Origin of the sequence: Bacteroides sp. AF39-11AC, from assembly GCF_003474285.1 — a bacterium.
GTDB lineage: Bacteria > Bacteroidota > Bacteroidia > Bacteroidales > Bacteroidaceae > Bacteroides.
In genome coordinates, this window is the sequence record NZ_QROH01000005.1 from 370,800 (window position 1) to 397,029 (window position 26,230).

A 26,230-nucleotide genomic window follows, 5' to 3' on the forward strand; every position below is an offset into this window, starting at 1 on the left:
ATAACCATATATGAAAAATGAAATGTACATCATCCTCACGCTGATTCCGTTGCTAGCGGGATGTGGGGACAAAAAAGAAGCAGCGCGCGGAGCGATGCCCGTTCCGGAAATAAGCGTAGCCAGTCCGGTGGTGAAAGACATCACACTGACTAAAGAGTATCCGGGCTATCTGAGTTCGGAAAAGACCGTCGACCTGGTGGCACGGGTGAACGGGACACTGCAAACCATCGCCTATGCTCCGGGAAGCAGGGTCCGGAAAGGGCAGGTGTTGTTCGTCATCGAACCCACTATTTACCAGGACAATGTAGAACAGGCGGAAGCGGAACTGAACACCGCCCGAGCCAATCTGGAATATGCCCGGAACAACTATGCCCGTATGCTGGAAGCTGTGAAAAGCGATGCTGTAAGCCAGATACAGGTGTTACAGTCCAAATCGAATGTTGCCACTTCGCAAGCGGCAGTCAGCAATGCCGAAGCTGCGCTGAATACGGCACGCACGAACCTGGGTTACTGCACAGTCCGGGCGCCGTTTGACGGAACTGTCAGCCGGAATCAAGTCGATGTGGGCAGTTATGTAGGGGGAAGTCTGCAGCCTGTCACCCTTGCCACGATCTATAAAGATGACCTGTTATATACATACTTCAATATCACTGATAACCAGTGGCTTGCCATGCTAATGCAACAAGGAACCGCACAACAGAAAGATACACTACCTCGCCAAATCACTGTTAACTTGGGGGAAGACGGCATACAACCGTATCCTGCCACACTCGATTACTTTGCACCGAATGTAGACCTGAGTACCGGAACCCTGAATCTGCGTGCCCGCCTGGACAACCCGAAAGGTTTACTGAAAAGCGGACTTTATGTCAGTATCACCTTGCCATACGGCAAAGAATCGCAGGCAATACTGATACCGGACGCGTCCATCGGGACCGATCAATTAGGAAAATATGTGTATGTAGTGAACGATTCCGATATGGTGCGCTATCGCCACGTTGAAGTGGGACAGTTGATAGACGACAGTCTGCGGCAAATAACCGGCGGACTCTCTCCACAGGAACGCTACGTCACCCGGGCACTGATGAAAGTACGGGAAGGAATGAAAGTAAAGCCCATCAGCAAATAACCAATCGTAAATAACTAAATACTAAGCTCATGTTCTCAAAATTCTTCATAAACCGTCCTATCTTCGCTACTGTGCTTGCGCTGCTGATCGTGGTGGCGGGACTGGTCACACTGGGCATACTCCCCATTGCGCAGTATCCGGACATTACGCCGCCTACCGTTCAGGTCAGCGCCGTCTATCCGGGTGCCAACGCGCAGACAGTGGCCCAAACCGTGGGTATACCCATCGAGCAGCAAGTAAACGGAGTGGAAGGCATGCTTTATATGTCCTCCAATTCCTCCTCATCGGGTGCCTATTCACTCACCATTACTTTTGCCGTCGGAACAGATATCGACATGGCAACCGTACAAGTCCAAAACCGTGTCAGCGTGGCACAGGCTTCATTGCCAACCCCGGTAGTGGTACAGGGAGTAACCGTTCAAAAGCAGTCGTCGAACATCGTGATGTTCCTCACCATGACTTCCGAAAACAAGGAATATGACGGACTATACCTCAGCAACTACGCCACCCTGAACCTTGTCGACCAGTTGACACGCGTACCGGGCGTAGGCGCTGTCAATGTGATGGGAGCGGGAGACTACTCCATGCGTATCTGGCTGGATCCGGCAGCACTGCGTATCCGTAATCTTTCGGCAGCCGATGTTTACCAGGCCATTCAATCACAAAATGTAGAAGTCAGTGCCGGAGCCGTGGGACAACCCCTGCCGGGAAATCCAGCTCCGGGTAACACCAACATCGGCAATGTCTCTTCCGGCAACAATGCCCCTGCCTATCAATACAGTCTGACGGTGAAAGGGCGACTTTCATCTCCCGAAGAATTCGGCAATATCATCTTACGAACAGAAGCGGGCGGGAGAGTGCTTCGCCTCCGTGATGTGGCTCATATCGACCTTGGCTCCGCGTCCTACAGCGTTGTATCCCAGCTGAACGGGCAACCTACCGCCGCCATTGCCATCTATCAGCAACCGGGTTCCAATTCGCTGGATGTATCCAAAGGCGTGAAAGAGAAGATGCAGGAACTGTCAGAATCGTTCCCCAGCGGCATCCATTACAGTGTAACCCTGGATACGACGGACGTCATCCACGCTTCAGTAGACGAAGTGCTGGTAACTTTCCTGGAAACAACCCTGCTTGTAGTGCTCGTCATCTTTCTTTTCCTGCAGAACTGGCGGGCGGTTATCATTCCGTGTATCACCATTCCCGTATCACTCATCGGCACTCTGGCAGTGATGGCGCTCTTCGGATTCTCCATCAATACACTGACACTGTTCGGACTGATACTTGCCGTGGCCATTGTGGTGGATGACGCCATTGTGGTAGTGGAAAACTCCACGCGTTTGCTTGATACGGGGCAGTACAGTGCCCGGCAGGCGGTCATTCAGGCAATGGGAGAGATCACCGGTCCGATTGTGGGCGTAGTGCTGGTGTTGCTTGCCGTATTTATTCCGACAATGCTCGTCAGCGGTATCTCCGGACAACTTTATAAGCAGTTTGCGCTGACTATTGCTGCCAGCACCGTATTGAGTGGTTTCAACTCGCTGACACTGACTCCGGCATTGTGTGCCTTGATATTACAGCCCACGAAACCTGCACAGTCGCCACTTTTCCGGGGCTTCAACTTTGTGTACGACAAGACACAAGGGATATATGATAAAACCGTGGGTTGGTTGCTCCGGCGTCCTGCTGCTGCACTGTTGTCTTATGCTGGGTTTACGGCACTCGCTGTGATCCTGTTCATGAAGTGGCCCAGTACCTTTATTCCCGAAGAAGATGACGGGTATTTCCTTGCCGTGGTGCAATTGCCGCCTGCTTCAAGTCTGGAACGTACAGAAGCTGTCGGACGTGAGATCAATGAAATCCTCAACAGCTATCCCGAAGTAAAAAATTATATCGGCATATCCGGCTTCTCTGTTATGGGAGGCGGGGAACAGAGTAATTCCGGCACCTATTTCGTTATCTTGAAAAACTGGGACGAGCGTAAAGGAAAGGAACATACGGCTCAGTCTGTAGTAAATCGTTTCAATGCACAGGCGTATGGAATTCAGGAAGCAGAAGTTTTTGCCATGGTGCCCCCTGCCATTCCCGGACTCGGTGCTACGGGCGGCCTACAGCTACAGGTGGAAGATCGTAATAACCTCGGTGCCACAGAAATGCAACATGCCATAGAGACGCTGATGGCAACCTATCACACCAAACCTGCATTGGCATCCGTCAGCAGTCAGTACCAGGCTAATGTGCCCCAGTATTTCCTGAACATCGACCGGGATAAAGTACAATTGATGGGTATTCCGCTGAACAGCGTCTTTACTTCCTTAGGTTACTACATGGGAGCTGCTTATGTGAACGATTTCGTTGAGTTCGGCCGCATCTATCAGGTAAAGCTCGGTGCACGGGATCGTGCCCAACGGATCATTGACGATGTACTGAAGTTGAGTGTACAGAATGCATCGGGAGAGATGGTACCGTTTTCAACCTTTATGCGGGTGGAGGAACAGTTGGGAATGGACCAGATCAACCGCTACAATATGTATTCCACTGCCTCCGTCACTTGCAACGTAGCCCCGGGAAGCAGTTCCGGAGAGGCGATACAGCAAATGGAGGCACTCTTTAAGGAGCAACTGGGCGATGAATTTGGTTATGAATGGACGTCAGTAGCTTATCAGGAAACGCAGGCGGGCACAACGACAACCGTTGTGTTTGTAATGGCGTTACTCGTTGCCTTCCTGGTACTTGCAGCACAGTACGAGAGTTGGACGAGCCCGGTAGCTGCGGTCATCGGACTTCCGGTAGCATTGTTGGGAGCGATGATTGGCTGTCTCATCATGGGAACACCTGTCAGCATCTATACACAAATCGGTATTATCCTGCTTGTGGCACTGTCGGCAAAGAATGGTATTCTGATTGTAGAGTTCGCCCGCGATTTCCGTGCGCAAGGCAACTCCATTCGTGATGCGGCATTCCAGGCAGGGCATATCCGCTTGCGGCCTATCCTGATGACATCCCTGGCATTTGTATTCGGTGTGATGCCATTGCTGTTTGCTACGGGTGCAGGAGCGGAAAGCCGTATTGCACTGGGAGCTGCTGTCGTGTTTGGTATGGCACTGAATACATTGCTTGCCACAGTCTATATCCCTAATTTCTATGAGTTGATGCAGAAGATACAGGAAAAATTGGGAAAGAAGCAGATAGAAGAAAAGACTGAGAAGGTTTAGACCCTGATTGGGTTCATTGATTTAGATCCTGATTAGTCTCATTGAAAAGGGCTACACCCTTTGCCTCACATGGCTACACCATATCCCCCAAAGGGTGTAGCCATCCGGGGTAAAGGGTGTAGCCCTTTTTAGTGGATATTATAACATCTGATAATCAGGGATATCCGGAAGAAAAGTATAGCTATTCCGCTCATAATCCATCCGGCAGCAATAGTGTTGCATTCCATTACTCACTACAAGGTAATCTACTTTCAGCACCATATTGTAGCGTGTAATCTGGTCGAACACCGCTTGCGTAATCTCTATGTCCGGTGCTTTATACTCCACAATCATCCGTGCCGTGAGGTCACGACGGTAAAGCACTGTGTCACAACGTTTCTTCGTTCCGTTGAGCTGTACCTGTACCTCGTTCGCCATCAATGTCTGCGGATATCCTTTATGGTTCAGCAGAAAATGTACGAAATGCTGGCGTACCCATTCTTCGGGCGTCAGTGCTACATATCGGCGCCGTATCACGTCGAAAATAGCAGGTTTCCCTTCACGGTTCACGACTTTAGCATCAAATACAGGTAAGTTTAACGATAACATATTGATATGTGATAAGTGATTAACAAATTTCCGAATTCTACTTTTTTATTGTACTTTTGTGAGTTAAATAATCGCTCCCTGAAAGTATTTAGGGAACAAATTTAATGAAATCTTATGAAAACAAAGCAAGAAATCGTAGCTAACTGGCTGCCTCGTTACACAAAACGTAAGCTTGAGGACTTTGGAGAGTATATTCTGTTGACTAACTTCAACAAGTATGTGGATATTTTTGCAGAGAAGTTCAATGTGCCCGTTCTTGGTAAAGACGCTAATATGACGTCTGCTTCAGCAGAAGGCATGACCATTATCAACTTTGGTATGGGAAGCCCTAACGCTGCAATTATCATGGATTTACTAAGTGCTATACAGCCCAAAGCCTGCCTGTTCCTGGGCAAGTGCGGTGGTATCGATAAGAAAAACAGAATAGGGGATCTCATCCTTCCTATCGCCGCCATCCGTGGCGAAGGAACTTCCAATGACTACTTCCCGCCCGAAGTACCGGCGCTACCGGCATTTATGTTGCAGCGTGCCGTTTCTTCATCCATCCGCGACCATGCCCGCGACTATTGGACAGGTACCGTATACACTACCAACCGCCGCATTTGGGAGCATGACGAGGAATTCAAGGAATATCTGAAGAAAACCCGTGCCATGGCCGTTGATATGGAAACAGCGACTCTCTTCAGTTGCGGTTTTGCCAATCACATCCCTACCGGAGCCATCTTACTGGTTTCTGACCAGCCAATGATTCCTGAAGGAGTGAAAACCGATAAAAGCGATAATCTGGTTACCCAAAATTATGTAACCGAGCACGTTGAAATCGGTATCGCATCCCTGCGTATGATTATCGACGAGAAGAAAACCGTAAAACATCTGAAATTCGACTGGTAAAAACGAATATGGCAAAACAGGAAATCACGTGTGATGACATCTTAAAGGAACTGAGAGCGAAGCAATACCGTCCCGTCTATTATCTCATGGGCGAGGAACCCTATTACATCGACCTCATTGCCGACTATATAACAGACAATATTCTGACCGAAACGGAAAAGGAGTTCAACCTGACCGTTGTCTACGGGGCAGATGTGGATATAGCTACCGTTATTAATGCCGCCAAGCGTTATCCGATGATGTCCGAGCATCAGGTGGTGGTGGTAAAGGAAGCGCAGAATATCCGTAATATGGAGGAACTTTCTTATTACCTCCAAAAACCGCTGCTTTCTACCATATTAGTAATATGCCATAAACATGGCGTATTGGACCGAAGAAAGAAGCTGGCTGCCGAAATCGAAAAGACTGGTGTCCTGTTTGAATCTAAAAAAGTGAAGGATGCCCAACTACCGGCATTCATCACTTCTTATATGAAACGCAAAGGTATCGACGTGGAACCTAAAGCCACTGCCATGCTGGCCGATTTCGTTGGCGCCGACCTCAGTCGCCTCACGGGGGAGCTGGAAAAACTGAGCATTACACTTCCAAAAGGTCATACACGCGTTACCCCCGAACAGATAGAGAAGAACATTGGTATCAGTAAGGACTATAATAACTTCGAATTACGTAGTGCTCTCGTTGAAAAGGATGTCCTGAAAGCTAATAAGATAATAAAATATTTTGAAGAAAATCCGAAGACAAATCCAATTCAAATGACTTTATCTTTACTTTTTGGATTCTTTTCTAACTTGATGTTGGCCTATTATGCCCCTGAAAAATCGGAGCAAGGCATAGCCAACATGTTGGGACTACGTACCCCCTGGCAGGCCAAAGACTATCTCTCAGCTATGCGCCGATATAATGGAGTAAAGACCATGCAAATTATCGGAGAAATACGATATGCAGATGCAAAATCTAAAGGAGTGGGAAATCCATCTTTAAGTGACGGGGATATTCTTCGCGAACTGGTCTTCAAGATCCTGCATTAATAGCTTTTTTCTTCTATATACTCTTCATTAAACAAGAAATTTAGCTTTTCCTTCACCCCCTTCCACCGTTCCCAAACGTACTGTTCATAGGTAATAGAGTGTGGAAGGGTATCTGAAATACATACAACATATTCGCTGAAACAGATGGTCTATATACAATGAACAGACCATTTATCTGATATAAACACATGGTCTATTTAATGCAAATAGACCATGTGTTTATATATAATATAATCTCCTGTCCCGAGTAAAGCAGGCATATTTTTATAGGAAAACAATATACTTTTTCTAAGAAAAAGGAAAATTATATTTAGAAAGTGGTCAGCAGATCAATAGAAATAGATCGTCTATTTCTTATTTTAGAAGAGATTATACTTGTTAACTATATCAGCAATAATAGAGAAGTAAATGCCATTTTCACTATCATTATGTCATTTCGCACTTAAAAAGGGGTTATTTTTCTAGAATGAGAGAAAATTAAAACTAAAAAATAGGGTATAATACACTGTATTACAATTAAATATACTCAAAATAAGCTCCTGAGAATTAAGAAATTCCAAGTTCATGATCATTTATACAGAAATAAAGCAAGGATTTACAATTACGAAGACTTTAGAACATATCAATTGAACTTTCCTTATTTTAGTGTAACAAATTCTTTCTGTAATATCGAATCTATCATCAAGAATAAATGCAATTAGAAAAGGAAATAGTTGTTATTTCAACTATGAAATATTAAAAAAGTAATATCTTTATATTTACAATTGAATATATAACAATTATGTATATAACAAATGTAATCAAAAGATATAATACACAATTGTAATAATACTGTTTTTAATGAGATAATGATAAAATAACAAAAGTAATAGGATAGGGGTTAACGAGGAGTAAAAACACAATTAAATTGCTAATAATCAGTGTATATATAACAATTTATATGATCTAACAGTTCATAAATAGAGAAATCAATGGGAAAACAATTGTAATATGGAATATATCACGTAGAAAATCTAAATTTAGATACATAATAACCAATAATATACATAGTTTTATTAAAGTAAAAATATGGGTTAAAAATCTAGGTAATATATATCATTACATTTATGCAAATAACATATGAAATAATCAACATACAATTGTAATATGAAAGAATTTACATTTTTAATTTGCTTTTGTAATTTCATTTTTTTACTTTTGTAATCCAAAAGAAAATCAATACAATTGTAAATATCACCTATATCGCAACAGTTATGAGCATAAAAGATAGGTTCAAAATGATCATGGATCGGGAAAAATTAACCGCAGGCGCATTTGCCGAAAGTATTGGTGTAGCTCAAGCTACCATCTCACATATTTTAGGTCCGCGTAATAAGTATCCAAGTACAGAAGTTATTCTTCGCCTACATCAAAGATATAATGATATAAATTTGGAATGGTTACTTACCGGACAAGGTGAAATGAGTAATACGTCTTCCGATTCTGACTCTTCTATCGAGAGCGGATTCGACTATCCATTATTCGCTGAGAATTCCGTAAATCCGTCCAAAGAGACAGGTCCGGCCGAAAATCGCAAGGAAATCGCATTAGAAACGCCTGTAAATGCCACTAAAGAGGTTGTAAAACAAGAGATTATCTATAAAGAAAGGCCTTCCAGAAAAATCACTGAAATAAGAATTTTCTTCGACGATAATACGTACGAGACGTTTAAACCCGAAAAGCAAGGCTCATAAATGGCTATTTGCACAATTTCCCGTATCTTTGGATAAGATAAGCATCTCAGCATAACTTTTTCATGCAAGCATGAAAGTTCTGCATTCGATTTGCATTATCTTTGTACCCTAAAGATAAAATTCACTTCTTTATATAGGATAATGAAAAAATACATTTTAGATTTGACAGTGACTGAGAACGTCCGACTGCACGCTAATTATGTGCTGTTGAAACTGACGTCTCCGTCTCCACTTCCGGATATGCTTCCGGGACAATTTGCGGAAATACGTGTGGACGGATCTCCAACTACTTTCTTGCGCCGCCCCATTTCCATTAATTATGTAGATAGACAACGCAATGAAGTGTGGTTTCTGATCCAACTGATTGGAGACGGAACCAGGCAATTAGGCGAAGCAAAAGCCGGAGATACGGTCAATGTAGTACTTCCTTTGGGAAATGGCTTCACAATGCCTGAAAAGGCTTCTGATAAGCTTCTGTTAGTAGGTGGAGGTGTTGGTACAGCTCCCATGCTTTATCTGGGCGAGCAATTAGCTAAAAACGGCAGTAAACCGACGTTCCTTCTGGGAGCAAGAAGCGATAAGGACTTGCTGCAACTGGAGCAGTTTGCAGCTTATGGTGATGTATATACGACTACCGAGGACGGCAGTCATGGCGAAAAGGGATATGTGACACAACATTCCATATTGAATAAGGTGCAATTCGAGCAGATTTACACTTGTGGTCCTAAGCCTATGATGATGGCAGTGGCTAAATATGCCAAAAGTAAAGATATAGCCTGTGAAGTATCATTGGAAAATACAATGGCGTGTGGTATAGGCGCTTGCCTCTGTTGTGTGGAAAATACAACGGAAGGGCATTTATGTGTATGTAAAGAAGGTCCGGTTTTTAATATAAACAAACTATTATGGCAGATTTAAGTGTAAACATTGGAGAATTACAAATGAAGAATCCGGTGATGACGGCTTCCGGCACATTTGGATATGGTGAAGAGTTTGCCGATTTCATTGATATTACGCGAATAGGTGGTATAATTGTAAAGGGAACGACTCTTCACAAACGTGAAGGTAACCCATATCCGCGTATGGCAGAGACTCCATCAGGTATGTTAAACGCTGTGGGACTGCAAAATAAGGGAGTAAATTACTTTGTTGAACAGATATATCCGCGTATTAAGGACATCGAAACCAATATGATTGTAAATGTTTCGGGGTCTGCCATAGAAGATTATGTAAAAACAGCGGAAGCCATTAACGAACTTGACAAAATTCCTGCCATTGAATTGAACATCTCTTGCCCTAATGTGAAGCAAGGTGGAATGGCTTTTGGCGTCACTGCAAAAGGAGCCGAAGAAGTGGTGAAAGCTGTGCGCGCAGCTTACAAAAAGACACTTATCGTGAAGCTGTCTCCCAACGTGACAAGCATCGCTGAAATAGCCCGTGCAGTAGAAAATGGCGGTGCAGACAGCGTTTCATTAATTAATACATTGCTTGGAATGGCTATAGACGCGGAACGCAGGCGTCCTATACTCTCTACCGTAACAGGTGGTATGTCTGGAGCAGCAGTAAAACCAATCGCACTCCGTATGGTATGGCAAGTTGCTCAGGCGGTAAAAATACCTGTCATAGGTTTAGGAGGTATCATGAACTGGAAAGACGCAGTGGAATTTATGCTCGCCGGAGCTTCAGCCATCCAAATCGGTACGGCAAATTTCATCGATCCGGCAGTTACAATTAAAGTAGCGGAAGGTATAAACGACTATCTCGATAGACACGGATATAAGTCCGTGAAAGAAATTATCGGTGCGCTTGAGGTATAACTAATAACAAGTGAATATCATTCGCACCTGTTTTACATAAAAAAGGACATTCGCTATGAATGTCCTTTTTCTATTTTTATACAACTGATTTATTCCTCTCCCAGCAAATCCGGGCGGAGTCTACGCGTCCGTTCCAAAGACTGTTGCAACTCCCATTCCTTAATCTTGGCCTCATGCCCGGACAATAAAATTTCCGGAACTTTCCAACCATTGTAATCGGCAGGTCTTGTATAGACCGGAGCTGCCAAAAGATTATCCTGAAATGAGTCGGACAAGGCTGATTGCTCATCGGAAATAACACCGGGGATAATGCGGACAATAGCATCCGCCATCACTGCTGCCGCCAGCTCTCCACCGGTCAGCACATAGTCTCCGATACTGATTTCTTTAGTGATCAGATGCTCACGAATACGATAATCGATACCTTTAAAATGTCCGCAAAGGATAATAAGGTTCTGGGTAAGTGAAAGTGTATTGGCCATTGGCTGATTGAACTGCTCACCATCAGGAGTCGTAAAAATGACTTCATCATACTCCCGTTCTGCCTTCAAGGCATTGATACAGCGCTCTATAGGCTCTATTTTCATCACCATTCCGGCAAAACCGCCAAAAGGATAATCATCCACCCGTCGATATTTATCTTCAGTATAATCACGTAAATTATGAATATGTATTTCTGCAAGCCCTTTATTCTGAGCACGTTTCATTATGGAGCAATTGAAAAAGCCTTCAATCATCTCCGGTAGAACTGTTATTATATCAATGCGCATATTAATTTTAATTTTCTGCAAAAGTACAAATATTAGAGGAGAAACCTGTATTTTTGCGTTCAAACAATCTGAAATAGCTATGACTGCAAAAGAAAAGATAGATCAGCTCCGTGCCGAACTGCATCGGCACAACTACAATTATTACGTGTTGAATGCTCCCGAAATCTCCGACAAAGAGTTCGACGACATGATGCGGGAATTGCAGGAGATGGAGCGAGAACATCCTGAATATCAGGACGAAAATTCGCCAACCATGCGCGTAGGAAGCGATTTGAATAAGAATTTCACGCAAGTGGCACACAAATATCCAATGCTTTCGTTGGGTAATACCTATTCTGAAGGTGAGGTATCTGACTTTTATGATCGCGCTCAAAAAGCCCTGAACGAAGATTTTGAAATTTGTGCCGAACTTAAATATGACGGTACTTCCATCTCACTGACATACGAAAACGGTAAATTAATTCGTGCCGTAACCCGTGGTGACGGTGAAAAAGGCGATGATGTAACGGATAATGTGAAGACAATCCGTACTATCCCCCTTGTTTTGCATGGTGATTATCCCCAATTATTTGAGATCAGAGGGGAAATACTAATGCCGTGGGAAGTCTTTGAGGAACTAAACCGCGAAAAAGAGGCGCGCGAAGAACCTCTTTTCGCTAATCCGCGTAATGCTGCATCAGGCACTTTGAAATTACAAAACTCTGCTATAGTTGCTTCCCGCAAACTGGATGCCTATCTTTATTATTTATTAGGCGAAGAACTTCCTTGCGACGGACATTATGAAAACCTGCAGAAAGCTGCACAATGGGGATTCAAAATCTCCGACCATATGAAGAAGTGCCACAGCCTGCAGGAAGTGTTCGATTACATCCATTATTGGGATACAGAACGGAAGAATTTACCTGTAGCCACGGATGGCATTGTTTTGAAAGTTAATAGCCTGAAACAGCAGAAAAACCTTGGTTTCACCGCAAAATCTCCTCGTTGGGCCATCGCATACAAGTTCCAGGCAGAGCGTGCATTGACCCGCTTAAACAAGGTGACTTACCAGGTGGGAAGAACCGGAGCAGTAACCCCTGTTGCCAACCTGGATCCGGTACAATTATCGGGTACAATCGTAAAACGCGCCTCTCTGCATAATGCGGATATCATTGAAGGGCTCGACTTGCATGTCGGCGATATGGTTTATGTAGAAAAAGGTGGCGAAATCATACCCAAAATTACCGGAGTAGACAAAGATGCCCGGAGTATGATGGTAGGTGAAAAAGTGAAGTTCATCACTCATTGCCCTGAATGTGGCAGCAAATTAATCCGTTACGAGGGAGAAGCTGCGCATTATTGCCCCAACGAAACGGCTTGTCCGCCTCAGATAAAAGGAAAGATCGAGCATTTCATCAGCCGGAAGGCTATGAACATTGACGGATTAGGTCCGGAAACTGTGGATATGTTCTACCGGTTAGGACTCATTAAGGATACGGCAGATCTGTACAAGCTGACTGTAGACGATATCAAGAATCTGGACCGTATGGGAGATAAGTCGGCGGAAAATATCGTCAAGGGTATTGCCCAAAGTAAGGAAGTGCCTTTTGAGCGAGCGTTGTTCGCCCTGGGTATCCGCTTTGTCGGTGAAACTGTAGCAAAGAAAATAGCTAAGTCTTTCACTGACATAGAAGAACTGGAAAATGCAAATCTTGAAAGATTGATAAATATCGATGAAATCGGTGAGAAAATAGCGCAAAGCATCATTTCCTACTTCGCTAATCCTCTGAATAGAGAATTAATAGAGCGACTGAAAGTTGCCGGATTACAGTTTAACCGGAAGGAAGAAGATCTGAGCGGCTATACCGATAAGCTTGCCGGACAGTCTATTGTAATCAGCGGTGTGTTCACCCACCACTCCAGAGACGAATATAAAGATTTGATAGAGAAGAATGGAGGAAAAAGTGTAGGTAGCATTTCTGCCAAGACCAGTTTTATCCTGGCAGGAGAAAATATGGGACCCGCCAAATTGGAAAAAGCGCAAAAGCTGGGTGTACAGATAATGAGCGAAGATGAGTTTTTAGCGCTCATTTCGTAACATTTTTCCAGTGAAATCTTTTTTATAGCTTATATTTGCTGTAGAAATCGAAAATATTCGTACTTTTGCGAGTCATTTAATTAGAGATTACTTAAATTTCACTCATGATACAGACTAAATTGAAAGGAATGGGGGTAGCGCTGATTACTCCTTTTAAAGAGGATGAGAGCGTTGATTACGATGCATTGATACGTTTGGTGGACTATCAACTTCAAAACAATACTGATTTTTTGTGTGTGCTGGGCACTACGGCAGAAACTCCGACACTGACGGAAGAAGAAAAAAAGAAAATCAAGAGAATGGTCATCGAACGAGTAAATGGTCGGATACCTATCCTGCTCGGTGTTGGTGGAAATAATACGCGTGCCATTGTGGATACCCTTCAAAACGACGATTTTACCGGAGTAGATGCTATTCTGTCTGTTGTTCCCTATTATAATAAACCTTCTCAGGAAGGTATCTATCAACATTATAAAGCAATTGCAGAGGCAACAGAACTCCCAATTGTACTCTATAATGTTCCCGGTCGTACCGGTGTAAATATGAAAGCAGAAACCACGCTGCGCATTGCCCGTGACTTCAAAAATGTTATTGCTATCAAGGAAGCTTCCGGTGACATCACTCAAATGGATGATATCATCAAGAATAAACCGGCCAATTTTGACGTTATTTCGGGAGATGATGGTATTACCTTCCCTTTGATTACTTTGGGAGCTGTTGGCATCATATCGGTCATCGGAAATGCATTTCCACGCGAATTTAGCCGCATGGTAAGACTGGCATTGCGAGGAGATTATGCAAATGCATTGACTATCCATCATAAATTTGCCGAGCTATTCAAGCTTCTTTTTGTGGATGGTAATCCGGCAGGCGTAAAAGCAATGTTGAACGTTATGGGAATGATTGAGAATAAACTCCGCCTTCCGCTTGTGCCTACCAGGATTACTACTTTTGAGGCCATGCGGAAGATTTTGGATGAGTTAAACATTAAGTGCTAAGAAAAAGAATAGATATTTCTTTGTAAATCGTCCCCTGAGATGAAAAAATTCATCTCAGGGGACGATTTTTTTCGTCTCACAAGCTGATTTTTACCGTCTCATGAGACGGATTTATTCATCCAGGGAAAGAAATTAATACTTATATCTGCACAAGCACACAGTTATATCTGTGTAGACTCACACACATATTTGCATGAGTCTACACTGATATAACCGTTACCCTACGGTGTATCACAAAAAACCTCTGCAAAGTACTTTGCAGAGGTTTTTTGTGATCGCGACAGGATTCAAACCTGTAACCGGCTGATCCGTAGTCAGCTACTCTATTCAGTTGAGCTACGCGACCTTGTTATCAAAAAGATGTGACCGCGACAGGATTCAAACCTGTAACCGGCTGATCCGTAGTCAGCTACTCTATTCAGTTGAGCTACGCGGCCTTTTTGTTTAACGGGTGCAAAGATACGGACTTTTTCCGAAACTGCAAGTATTCTACAAACTTTTTTTGAAGAAAATTATTCGATGAAACGGTAATTAAACAGTTGCCAACCGATACTCAGCCCCACATTCCACTCCCTTCTCGGTGAGCTATAATGATTTACATAAGCAGAGATCGCTCCAAAAGGTAATTGGCAAATAACAGAAACTTCTCCCATATATTCTACCTTTGAGAAAGCTTTTCCATAAAATGCTTTGTTTTGCGTATTCTTCTCAATAGGAAAAATAGGCATAAATCCATAAAATTCTCCTCTCAGATGAAACATATCATTGAAAATAAACATAGGCTTGATACCGGCAGCCAAAAACTGATTAGCACGGAAAGCCTCATTATACATCAGCTTACTATGCGGAGTCGGCGAAAACTCTGCAGCCTGCATCATTGTCGCCGTAAAATTCTCCGAGAAGTTTCTCGATGAATACAGCGCTTCCGCCATCCACCCCAAAACAAATTTAGGCGCCATACTATGATATGCTTCTTTCATATAAGAAATCTGTAACCATGATTGCCGTTCCTGTGTAACAGGCTGTTCTGCCGGATTTCCAGGCTTATATCTCTCTTTTCCCGTAAAAATCTGAGCTATTAATTTCTCGTTATATCCTTTTGTAGCGTATTGACGAGAATTCAGTGTACTTCCATAAAAACTAATAGAACCGCCTATAAGCCTGTATAAACTCCTATCCGAACGGTCTTCTTCAAAGTTTATCACACTGGATTGAAAATAGTTATCTTGCAATTTTCCAATACCAAAGCCAAATTCAGCCCGTTTATTCGCTAAGAATGGTAAAGCGATAATCAACTTCAGAAATCGTTCATCCTTTGAATTAAAGGAAGGTTTATCGTTTTTAGAGAACAGTTTCTCTTTCTTGTAATAATCAAAAGTACTGATAGATGCAATAAGCCGATATGAAGTAGGAATATGAGTAGGCAAATCTATACGCGCCATCAGTTGGGCATTATTATAAACTTTACCCAATTGACCATCAAACGTAAACTCTTTGGCATAATAATTTAAGTTCTGATAGCCCAGTCCCAGATATATCTGATTGGAACTCGTCGTAGACACACTACCACCCAAACGGACAGAGAAATTATCCTCCATCTTTACTTTCAGATGTAAATCGTACATATCGGTTTCCTCATTAAATATCGCCTTCGGAATGATTTCCGATATCATGTTATCCGCAAGTAAACGGAAATATCCACGCTTTAGATCTTCGTAGGTGAATGGTTCATCTTCTTCATCATGAAATTCCTTCTGAATATAAGCTTGTTGTTGAGGGTTAGCTCCATCAATATAAATTTTCTGGAAATAGAGCTGCGGCAGATTACTGCGATAAACCAGACGGCGTAAACGCACATTATCTGCATTCACCCTACGATGAATACGCCCCTTTATAGAATCCATCAGGCTAAGAGTGCGATTGTAACCTATATCATGGAGTTCCTGAAGACGGTCAAAATCAAGTAAGTTCACATCATCATACTTGAATGTCATAAGGATGCCGACAGAATCCGGAATAGAATAGTCCGTCTTCTGCATCACCATGTTCTCAATCTGACTCATAAGGTCATTTTCTTTAGGCTTGGATGGATTGGCAGCCACTACACTACCAATGATAATATCCGGATGAAAATCATCCCGCATAACATCCGTTGGAAAGTTATTGTAAATACCACCATCATAAGCCAACACACTATCTATCTCAATAGGCTTAAAAACAAACGGGAAACTCATGGAAGCACGGACAGCATCTCCCAGATCACCTTTCCCTAACACTATTTGCCGTTTATTGTATACATCAGAAGCAATACAGCGGAAAGGAACAAACAGCCTATCAAAATCACCGTCACAAGCAGCCGTAGCACGGGCAAACAGCTCCACAAACACCAGATTCATCTGGATGGGGTTAACCATACTGGTCGGCAATTGCGGTTTGACATTCAAGGAGTCCTTAAAATCAAAGCGGATATTAAAAAATTCCGGCGTGGGAATACTTTTCTTAAAATAATAAGCGTATTTAGGCTCTACTTTTCCAGAATACCAGCGTTTAAAGTCTTCTGAACGCAGCAAAGCCTCCATATCATCGGGAGAGTAACCCATGGCATACAACGAACCGATAATGGCTCCCATGGATGTACCGGTAATATAATCGATAGGGATATTGTTTTCTTCCAAAGCCCGAATGATGCCGATATGCGTCATACCTTTCGCACCACCACCACTCAATACAAGTCCAACTTTTTGGGCATGCAACATGGGCAGCAACAAGAAACAAAACGATAAAAGCAAAAGAATTCTTTTCATACTTCAAAGTTCCGAGCTGAAAATATATTATTATTAAAGCTCAAATATATGCAATTGTTTCGAAATTGGACGTATCCAACGCTAAAAAACAAGCGTTCCCACACAAAATATACGAAAAAAGGAGCATTACAACTCTCATAAAAGTTGCAATGCTCCCGGCATATAGATTGTGAATAAAGGGCGTATTTAGATTAACTCGATGCTTCTCTTCACAAAGTTATTCAAAGCTTCACCTTTCAGCATGCCATTTTGCAGCAATGCCAGGTCAATCAATTGGCGGACAACTTTATTTTTAGCTGCATATCCGGCAAATACTTCGTCTTTCTTTGTTTTCAGTTCTTCCCACTTCTGATCCAATCCGTTCACCTCGTCCTTTTCAGCAGTAGAAATTTCTTCGTCTTTCTTACCTTTTTGTTTATCTTTCAGCTCATTACGACGTTTGTCTACATCATTCATTTCTTGCTGAATAGGAGCTACAACAGAATCGCACTCTTTTTCTTCGTCTGCAAGAACTTCTTTCACCAGTTTATGATCTGAATTCAGCACAAGGTTGAACATATCGGGCATTTCTCCATAGAAACTCATACCTGCCTGAATATTAGCCATTTCTTTCATACGGCGCATATATTCACTTTGGGTAATCATCACAGGAGAAGAATTTTCACCCAAAGCCTGCGCAGTGATATTAAACTCAACCTTTTCCAGCTTAGGCAACTGGCTCTTGAATACAGCAGAAAGAGCTTCTTGTTTGCCTGCTTCCAGAGTTTCACCTTTCTTATCTTCTTTGATAATCAGATTATCGATAACATCACTATCTACACGGGTAAAGCGAGATTTCTCAAACTTTTGCTCCAACATGCTTACTACAGCAATATCCAGTTGGCCATCCATCAGCAATACATTATATCCCTTATTCTTAGCAGCCTCGATATAGCTGAATTGCTCATCTTTATGATTAGCATACAAATAGATCAAATTGCCATCTTTATCAGTCTGATTATCTTTAATCAGCTTCTGATACTCTTCAAATGTATAGCATTTACCATCCGTATCGGTGAAAAGGGCAAAATCTTTTGCTCTGTCATAGAAGTCTTCCTGAGTAAGCATTCCGTAATTGATGAAAATCTTCAGGTCATTCCACTTTTCCTCGAACTGTTTGCGATCATTTTTGAAGATAGATTGCAGACGATCAGATACTTTCTTCGTGATATATGTCGAAATCTTCTTCACGTTAGAGTCGCTCTGTAGATAAGAACGGGATACATTCAACGGAATATCCGGAGAATCGAGTACACCATGCAACAGTGTCAGAAAGTCAGGTACGATACCTTCTACTGAATCCGTAACGTATACCTGGTTGCTATAAAGCTGTATCTTATTCTTATTCAATTCGATATTGCTCTTTACTTTCGGGAAGTAGAGGATACCTGTCAGATGGAACGGATAATCTACATTCAAATGTATCCAGAACAGAGGTTCATCAGACATCGGATACAGGTCACGATAGAACTTCTTATAATCTTCATCCTTCAGTTCGCTGGGTTTCAATGTCCACAACGGATTGCTGTCATTGATGATGTTATCTTCGTCTGTTTCAACCTGTTTTCCATCTTTCCAGTCTTTCTTCTTGCCAAAAGCAATAGGTATGGGAAGGAAACTACAATATTTCTTCAACAGAGAAGAAATGCGGGCCTCTTCCAGGAATTCCTTACTTTCATCGTCAATGTAAAGTACTATATCTGTACCACGGTCGGCTTTATCAATGTTCTCAATGGTGAATTCCGGACTACCATCGCAACTCCATTTCACAGCTTGAGCACCTTCTTTATGGGATTTCGTGATAATTTCCACTTTCTTAGCCACCATGAAAGCTGAATAAAAGCCTAAACCGAAGTGACCGATAATTGCATTAGCATCATTCTTATACTTCTCCAAGAAGTCGTTGGCACCTGAAAAGGCAATCTGGTTGATATATTTGTCGATTTCTTCGGCAGTTAAACCAATACCACGGTCCGAAACAGTAATTGTATCTTTTCCTAAAGATACATGTACGGTCAAATCGCCAACTTCACCTTTAAACTCGCCAATAGAGGCTAAGGTTTTCAACTTCTGCGTAGCATCTACGGCATTAGAAACTAATTCGCGGAGAAAAATTTCATGATCGCTGTACAAGAACTTTTTGATAACGGGGAAAATGTTTTCGGTAGTTACCCCAATATTTCCTTTTTGCATACTACTTATGATTTATATTTTTAAGTTTATATATTTAATCGTTTGGCAAGTGTAATGCAAAAAAAATGCCAGCCCATAAGGACTGACATTTTGACTGTTTATCATCTTCTAAGAAGACTTCATTTTCATGCTTTCTTGATGTCCAGTTCTCCTTTTTCTTCGTTCAAAGAGACAGAAATCGTATCGCCCGTCTGCAATTCAGAAGAAATAATCAATTCCGAAAGTCCATCTTCCAGATAAGTCTGGATGGCACGCTTCAACGGGCGGGCACCAAACTGCACATCATATCCTTTAGATGCCATGAACGTCTTGGCTTTAGCATCAATAACAAGCTTATATCCAAGAGATTCTACGCGCTCATACAAGCCTTTCAACTCGATATCGATAATCTTTTCGATAGCATCCAGCGAAAGCTGATCGAAAGTAATAATCTCGTCGACACGGTTCAGAAACTCAGGGGCAAACGACTTATTCAAAGCCTTTTGTATCACGCCGCGTGAATATTCTTTATCATCCGTACGATTTTGGGCGGCAAAACCTACACCACGACCGAAGTCTTTCAATTGACGTGTACCAATGTTTGAAGTCATGATAACCACTGTATTCTTGAAGTCTACAGTTCTGCCATAACTGTCAGTCAGACGACCTTCATCCATCAGTTGTAACAAGATGTTGAATACATCCGGGTGAGCTTTCTCAATCTCGTCCAACAATACGATAGAGTAAGGTTTACGGCGCACTTTCTCTGTCAACTGTCCGCCTTCTTCGTATCCTACGTATCCCGGAGGTGCACCAACAAGACGAGAAACGGTAAACTTCTCCATATATTCACTCATATCCACACGTATCAGCGCATCGGCAGAGCCAAACATATATTTCGCCAACTGTTTCGCCAAGTGAGTTTTACCCACACCCGTAGGTCCCAGGAACAAGAATGTTCCGATAGGACGGTTAGGATCTTTCAATCCTACACGACTACGCAGAATAGCTTTCGTCACCTTTTCAATAGCTGGATCCTGAGCTATAACTTTAGCTTGCAGCTCTTCTTTCATACCCGCTAACTTAATACCTTCAGCCTGCGCCATACGCTGTACAGGCACACCGGACATCATAGAAACCACATTCGCAATTTCTTCCTCACCAACTATCTGACGGTCATCTTTTAAGCGAGCTTCCCATTCAGCCTTCATTTCTTCCAGACGAGCAGAAAACTCTTTCTCATGATCACGGAAGCTGGCAGCAAGTTCGAAATTCTGCGATTTCACCGCATCCGCCTTTTGTTGACGGGCTTCTTCAATCAGTTTCTCCTGTTCTTCAATCTCTTTCGGAACAGTAATGTTTGTCAGATGGACGCGCGAACCGGCTTCATCCAAAGCATCAATAGCCTTATCCGGGAAGTTACGGTCAGTAATGTAGCGGTCTGTCAACTTGACACATGCTTCCAGCGCTTCATCCGTATAAGTCACATTATGATGGTCTTCGTACTTCTCTTTGATATTCTTCAATATCTGGAGCGTTTCCTCAGCAGTGGTCGGTTCAACAATCACTTTCTGGAAACGGCGTTCCAAAGCACCGTCTTTTTCTATATTCTTCCGGTATTCATCAAGGGTAGTGGCACCTATACATTGTATTTCACCACGTGCCAATGCAGGTTTCAACATATTGGCAGCATCCATAGAACCGGCAGCTGCTCCGGCACCCACAATCGTGTGAATCTCGTCAATAAACAGAATTACGTTCGGATTCTTCTGCAACTCATTAATGATAGAACGAATACGTTCCTCAAACTGTCCGCGGTATTTGGTTCCGGCTACCACAGAAGCCATATCAAGCATTACCACACGTTTATCAAACAGAATACGAGATACTTTCTTCTGAACGATACGCAATGCTAATCCCTCTACAATAGCTGATTTACCTACACCAGGTTCACCAATCAATACCGGATTATTCTTCTTACGACGGCTCAATATCTGAGCCAATCGCTCGATTTCACGTTCACGACCTACCACAGGGTCCAGCCTACCTTCTTCTGCAGCCCGAGTCATATCCATACCAAAGTTATCCAACACCGGAGTATCGTTGGATGGTTTCTTAGACGCTGTTTGTGTAGAAGACTGTGAACCACCACTTTGAGAAGAGCGTGAAGACATATTCATTTCGTCCTCTTCCTCGTCATCATCTTCCGTAAATCCCATGCCTGCATTAGGGCTGGCTTTCATGGAAAGCTGCTCAAACACTGACTTATAATCTATATTATTTTCTTCCAATACCGTAGCGGCCAAATTATTACCATCTTTCAGGATAGCCAGCAATACATGTTCAGTATCAGCAGTGGCACTCTTCAGCAGACGAGCCTCGAGTATACACATTTTCAATATCTTAGCTGCCATAGGAGACAATGGAATGTCTGCATCGGGCAACAAGTTATCATCCTCAATCTCTTTCAAAAAACCTTCCAGGCGTTTCTTAACTCTGTTCAGGTCTATATTCAGTTTCTGCAATATTTCTATAGCTTTCCCTCCGCCGTCTCGCAACATGCCGAGTAGAAGATGCTCCGGACCGATATATCTATTTTTCAGCCGGTTAGCTTCTTCCTTGCTGTAAGTGATAATGTCAGAAACTCTTTGTGAAAACTGATTATTCATACTTAATATTCTCCTTTCCTCATTCTAAGGTGTTACTTAATACAAAGATACGCATTTATAATTTCCAGTACGTATTCTATCGTTTTATTTTATTTATATACAAAACCCGTGCCACAGTTTAATATCCCGTTCACCAGTACCATACTAAAGTGCTTCCATTCTTGGGAAAAGCTCCTTATTAATACCTTATTTATATATTATAAGAACAAAGTGGATAGGAGAATGGTTTTGAAATAAAGTTTATGGGCGAAAACTTTTGTATATCGTAAAAAAGCAGTACTTTAGCGTGGTTTTTCATGAACCAAAGTATGTATAATTAATAATCTTTTTAAATGCTTGAACAAGACAGAATTATAAAGATTAACATCGAGGAGGAAATGAAGTCATCGTACATTGACTACTCCATGTCGGTCATCGTTTCACGTGCCCTTCCGGATGTTAGAGATGGTTTTAAGCCTGTCCACCGTAGAATTCTCTTCGGAATGATGGGACTGGGAAATACGTCAGATAAACCTTATAAAAAATCAGCCAGAGTTGTAGGTGAAGTATTGGGTAAGTATCACCCGCATGGTGACTCTTCCGTTTACGGTGCATTAGTTCGTATGGCACAGCCTTGGGCAATGCGTTACATGGTGGTAGATGGTCAGGGTAACTATGGGTCGGTAGACGGCGATAGCGCAGCAGCTATGCGTTACACCGAGTGTCGCTTGCGCAAGATTGGTGAAGATATGATGCAAGACCTTGACAAAGAAACCGTTGATATGCAAAGCAACTTCGACGATTCTTTGCAGGAACCTACCGTAATGCCTACTCGTATCCCAAACCTTTTGGTAAACGGCGCGTCTGGTATTGCCGTAGGTATGGCAACCAATATGCCGACCCATAACCTTTCAGAGGTTATTGATGCTTGTGTCGCATACATTGAGAACAACGATATCGAGATAGAGGAGCTGATGAACTATGTAAAGGCTCCCGATTTCCCAACAGGGGGATATATATATGGTATGAGTGGCGTACGCGAAGCATATCTTACTGGTCGCGGTCGCGTTATCATGCGTGCAAAAGCAGAAATTGAAACCAGTTCTACACATGATAAAATTGTCATCACAGAAATTCCATATGGTGTCAATAAGGCAGAACTGATCAAAAATATCGCTGATTTAGCTAATGATAAGAAAATAGAAGGTATCTCCAATGCCAATGACGAGTCTGACCGTGAAGGTATGCGTATCGTGATTGATATTAAACGTGATGCCAACGCCAGCGTAGTCCTGAATAAGCTCTATAAAATGACACTGTTACAGACTTCTTTTAGTGTGAACAACGTAGCATTGGTACACGGGCGTCCTCGTTTGCTGAATCTGAAAGACATGATTAAGTACTTCGTAGAACATCGCCATGAGGTGGTAATCCGTCGTACTCAATATGACTTGCGTAAGGCTAAAGAACGTGCTCATATATTGGAAGGCTTAATCATAGCATCAGATAATATCGATGAAGTAATCCGCATTATCCGTGCTGCAAAGACACCTAATGATGCCATTGCAGGTTTGATGGAACGTTTCCAATTAACAGAAATTCAGTCTCGTGCCATCGTAGAAATGCGTTTGCGCCAATTAACTGGACTGATGCAGGATCAACTTCATGCCGAATACGAAGAAGTCATGAAGATGATTGCTTATTATGAAGAAATTCTGTCGAATGACGAACTTTGCCGCAAAGTTATTACTGATGAATTAATTGAAGTAAAAGCAAAATACGGAGATGAACGTCGTTCTGAGATTGTTTACTCATCTGAAGAATTCAATCCGGAAGATTTCTATGCAGATGACGAAATGATTATCACCATTTCTCATATGGGATATATAAAACGTACTCCATTGAGTGAGTTCCGTGCTCAAAACCGTGGTGGAGTAGGCTCCAAGGGTACAGATACCCGCGATGCAGACTTCATTGAACACATATATCCGGCAACCATGCACAATACCATGATGTTCTTTACTCAAAAGGGTAAGTGCTATTGGCTCAAAGTATATGAAATCCCTGAAGGTACCAAGAGTTCCAAAGGACGTGCTATCCAGAACTTGCTGAATATTGATTCTGATGATGCTGTAAATGCATATCTGCGTGTGAAGAACCTTTCTGACACAGACTTCATCAACAGCCATTATGTCTTATTCTGTACCAAGAATGGTGTTATCAAGAAGACATTACTTGAACAGTATTCCCGCCCTCGCCAGAATGGTGTAAATGCCATTACTATCCGTGAGGACGACCGGGTTATTGAAGTACGCATGACTAACGGTGACAACGAAATTATCATTGCTAATCGTAACGGACGTGCTATTCGCTTCCACGAAAGTGCTGTACGCGTTATGGGACGTACTGCAACTGGTGTGCGTGGTATGACGCTTGACGAAGACGGACAAGATGAAGTGGTAGGAATGATTTGCATCAAAGATCCTGAAGCAGAAACCATTATGGTAGTTTCTGAACAAGGTTATGGCAAACGTTCTGATATCGAAGACTACCGCAAGACTAATCGTGGCGGCAAGGGTGTTAAAACGATGAATATCACCGATAAAACAGGTAAATTGGTAACAATTAAGTCTGTAACAGATGATAATGACCTGATGATTATCAATAAATCTGGTATCACCATTCGTCTGAAAGTTGCTGATGTTCGTATTATGGGGCGTGCTACCCAGGGTGTTCGTCTAATCAATCTTGAAAAGAGAAACGATGAGATCGGTTCAGTATGTAAGGTTACATCAGAAAGTATGGAAGATGAAGTTCCTGTTGATGATGAAAATTCTCCGATTCCGCCTACTATAAATGAGGTAGAAGGAGAGGAGAAAGACTATAACTCTGATAATGAAGTCAATAATAAAGATGAAGAATAGACATAATATTAATTTTAATTTTACAACTATCATGAAAAGAGTATTATTTTCAGTGATTTTATTGCTCGCTGCAGGCTTCACTTTCGCTCAAGAAAAGACTGTGAAAGAAGCTAAAAGCATTGCGAATGAAGTAAAGCCAAACTTTAATAAGGCCGAACAGCTCATCAATCAAGCCTTGACTAATCCTGAAACAAAGGATAATGCCGACACTTGGGATGTAGCTGGTTTTATTCAGAAAAGGATTAATGAGGAGGAAATGAAAGACGCATTTTTGAGAAAACCTTATGATACTCTTAAGGTATACAACAGTGCATTAAACATGTGTAAGTACTACCTCAAATGTGATGAACTGGCACAGGTTCCAAATGAAAAAGGAAAGATTAAGAACAAGTACAGAAAGGCTAACGCTGCTGCAATTATAGCAGAGCGTCCTAACTTGATCAATGGAGGTATTCAATACTATAATTTGGAGAAGAACAAAGAAGCATTAGATTTCTTTGGAACTTACATTGAAATAGCTCAAAATCCTATGTTTGAAAAGGAAAATTTCCTGCAGACAGATACTATTTTACCACAGATTGCATATTATGCAAGTTTGGCAGCGGCTAAAATGGAAGATTATCCTAGCGTTCTGAAATATGCTCCTTATGCACAGAATGATAAGGAAGTAGGTCAGTATGCAATGGAATTCATCTCTACAGCTTTAAAAGCACAAGGTGATACTGTTAAGTGGGTTGCATCTTTAAAAGAAGGTTTGCAGAAATATCCTCAACATTCATTCTTCTTCGGTCATTTGATTGATTATTATAGCAATAATAATAAATACGATGAAGCTATGCAGTTTGCTGATGATATGTTGGCTAAAGATCCTAATAATACATTCTATCTGTATGTAAAAGGATATCTTTATCATAATATGTACACTAACCTGAAAAATGAAAAGAAAGAGCAAGAAGCTGCAGATGCACTCAATAATGCTATCAAGTATTATACTAAAACAACAGAAATAGATCCTAACTACGCAGAAGCATTTTCTAATTTAGGTTTGATCTACTGTCTGCAAGCACAAGACTTCTCAGAGAAAGCAACAGCAGATGTAAATGATCCTAAGTATAAAGAAGATCAAGCAACTTTGAAAGCTTTCTATGAAAAAGCAAAACCTTGCTATGAAAAAGCAAGAGCATTGAAGCCTGACCAAAAAGATTTATGGTTGAATGGTTTATACCGGGTATACTACAATTTGGATATGGGACCTGAATTCGAAGAAATCGAAAAAATGGTTCAATAAAAACACCAATAGTTTTTAATAAAAAGCCTAATCAACCATGTTGATTAGGCTTTTTATTTTTTAGGAGCTTCTTAGTAAATACTTAATTTTTATAATAGGGAAGTATAATAAT

General features: G+C 42.1%; 16 protein-coding genes and 2 tRNA genes. 11 read left to right on the plus strand and 7 right to left on the minus strand.

The window, feature by feature from the left end:
- Positions 1-10 precede the first annotated feature (10 nt).
- On the plus strand, positions 11-1,129 hold the full coding sequence (locus DW036_RS12785; RefSeq protein ID WP_118464730.1) for an efflux RND transporter periplasmic adaptor subunit: 1,119 nt from the start codon (positions 11-13) through the stop codon (positions 1,127-1,129).
- 29 nt (positions 1,130-1,158) lie between these two features.
- Positions 1,159-4,341, plus strand: coding sequence for an efflux RND transporter permease subunit (locus DW036_RS12790; RefSeq protein ID WP_118464731.1), 3,183 nt, complete (start codon positions 1,159-1,161; stop codon positions 4,339-4,341).
- Positions 4,342-4,479: 138 nt separating this feature from the next.
- Here the strand turns inward: DW036_RS12790 and DW036_RS12795 are convergent, their stop codons facing one another.
- Positions 4,480-4,929, minus strand: a complete 450-nt coding sequence (locus tag DW036_RS12795) for a type I restriction enzyme HsdR N-terminal domain-containing protein (protein ID WP_044271992.1) — start codon at positions 4,927-4,929, stop codon at positions 4,480-4,482.
- 114 nt (positions 4,930-5,043) lie between these two features.
- Here DW036_RS12795 and DW036_RS12800 point away from each other — a divergent pair, with 114 nt between their 5' ends.
- From DW036_RS12800 to DW036_RS12820, 5 genes are all read left to right on the plus strand, one after another.
- Positions 5,044-5,820 (plus strand): AMP nucleosidase, encoded by a 777-nt coding sequence (locus DW036_RS12800; RefSeq protein ID WP_007214225.1) that lies wholly within the window; start codon positions 5,044-5,046, stop codon positions 5,818-5,820.
- Between the two features lie 8 nt (positions 5,821-5,828).
- On the plus strand, positions 5,829-6,848 hold the full coding sequence (gene holA / locus DW036_RS12805) for a DNA polymerase III subunit delta (protein WP_118464732.1): 1,020 nt from the start codon (positions 5,829-5,831) through the stop codon (positions 6,846-6,848).
- Between the two features lie 1,253 nt (positions 6,849-8,101).
- On the plus strand, positions 8,102-8,581 hold the full coding sequence (locus DW036_RS12810; RefSeq protein ID WP_118464733.1) for a helix-turn-helix domain-containing protein: 480 nt from the start codon (positions 8,102-8,104) through the stop codon (positions 8,579-8,581).
- A gap of 141 nt (positions 8,582-8,722) precedes the next feature.
- Positions 8,723-9,499 carry a dihydroorotate dehydrogenase electron transfer subunit gene (locus DW036_RS12815; protein WP_118222296.1) on the plus strand — a complete coding sequence of 259 codons (777 nt, stop codon included), beginning with the start codon at positions 8,723-8,725 and terminating at the stop codon, positions 9,497-9,499.
- Positions 9,487-10,398 carry a dihydroorotate dehydrogenase gene (locus DW036_RS12820; protein ID WP_007214229.1) on the plus strand — a complete coding sequence of 304 codons (912 nt, stop codon included), beginning with the start codon at positions 9,487-9,489 and terminating at the stop codon, positions 10,396-10,398. Before DW036_RS12815 ends, DW036_RS12820 begins: the two co-directional genes overlap by 13 nt.
- Before the next feature lie 89 nt (positions 10,399-10,487).
- Here the strand turns inward: DW036_RS12820 and trmD are convergent, their stop codons facing one another.
- Positions 10,488-11,168 carry a tRNA (guanosine(37)-N1)-methyltransferase TrmD gene (trmD, locus tag DW036_RS12825; protein ID WP_022210442.1) on the minus strand — a complete coding sequence of 227 codons (681 nt, stop codon included), beginning with the start codon at positions 11,166-11,168 and terminating at the stop codon, positions 10,488-10,490.
- Between the two features lie 79 nt (positions 11,169-11,247).
- On the opposite strand from trmD, the gene ligA reads away from it, so the two are divergent.
- On the plus strand, positions 11,248-13,245 hold the full coding sequence (gene ligA, locus DW036_RS12830; protein ID WP_118464734.1) for an NAD-dependent DNA ligase LigA: 1,998 nt from the start codon (positions 11,248-11,250) through the stop codon (positions 13,243-13,245).
- A gap of 104 nt (positions 13,246-13,349) precedes the next feature.
- The gene (dapA, locus tag DW036_RS12835) at positions 13,350-14,243 is read left to right on the plus strand and encodes a 4-hydroxy-tetrahydrodipicolinate synthase (protein WP_118464735.1); all 894 of its coding nucleotides are present in this window, start codon (positions 13,350-13,352) and stop codon (positions 14,241-14,243) included.
- 272 nt (positions 14,244-14,515) lie between these two features.
- On the opposite strand, the gene DW036_RS12840 is transcribed toward dapA, so the two are convergent.
- The 5 genes from DW036_RS12840 to DW036_RS12860 all read right to left on the minus strand — a co-directional run bounded on the left by DW036_RS12840 (position 14,516) and on the right by DW036_RS12860 (position 21,927).
- Positions 14,516-14,589 (minus strand) — tRNA-Arg (locus DW036_RS12840).
- A 17-nt stretch (positions 14,590-14,606) separates the two neighbouring features.
- Positions 14,607-14,680 (minus strand) — tRNA-Arg (locus tag DW036_RS12845).
- A gap of 75 nt (positions 14,681-14,755) precedes the next feature.
- Positions 14,756-17,047, minus strand: a complete 2,292-nt coding sequence (locus tag DW036_RS12850; protein ID WP_118464736.1) for a patatin-like phospholipase family protein — start codon at positions 17,045-17,047, stop codon at positions 14,756-14,758.
- Positions 17,048-17,233: 186 nt separating this feature from the next.
- Positions 17,234-19,279, minus strand: a complete 2,046-nt coding sequence (gene htpG / locus DW036_RS12855) for a molecular chaperone HtpG (protein ID WP_022393886.1) — start codon at positions 19,277-19,279, stop codon at positions 17,234-17,236.
- A gap of 125 nt (positions 19,280-19,404) precedes the next feature.
- Positions 19,405-21,927 (minus strand): ATP-dependent Clp protease ATP-binding subunit, encoded by a 2,523-nt coding sequence (locus DW036_RS12860; protein ID WP_118464737.1) that lies wholly within the window; start codon positions 21,925-21,927, stop codon positions 19,405-19,407.
- Positions 21,928-22,259: 332 nt separating this feature from the next.
- On the opposite strand from DW036_RS12860, the gene gyrA reads away from it, so the two are divergent.
- Both gyrA and DW036_RS12870 read left to right on the plus strand, forming a co-directional pair.
- On the plus strand, positions 22,260-24,830 hold the full coding sequence (gene gyrA / locus DW036_RS12865; RefSeq protein WP_118464738.1) for a DNA gyrase subunit A: 2,571 nt from the start codon (positions 22,260-22,262) through the stop codon (positions 24,828-24,830).
- 31 nt (positions 24,831-24,861) lie between these two features.
- Entirely contained in the window at positions 24,862-26,118 is a 1,257-nt protein-coding gene (locus DW036_RS12870) for a hypothetical protein (RefSeq protein ID WP_181982214.1), read from the plus strand.
- Positions 26,119-26,230 lie beyond the last annotated feature (112 nt).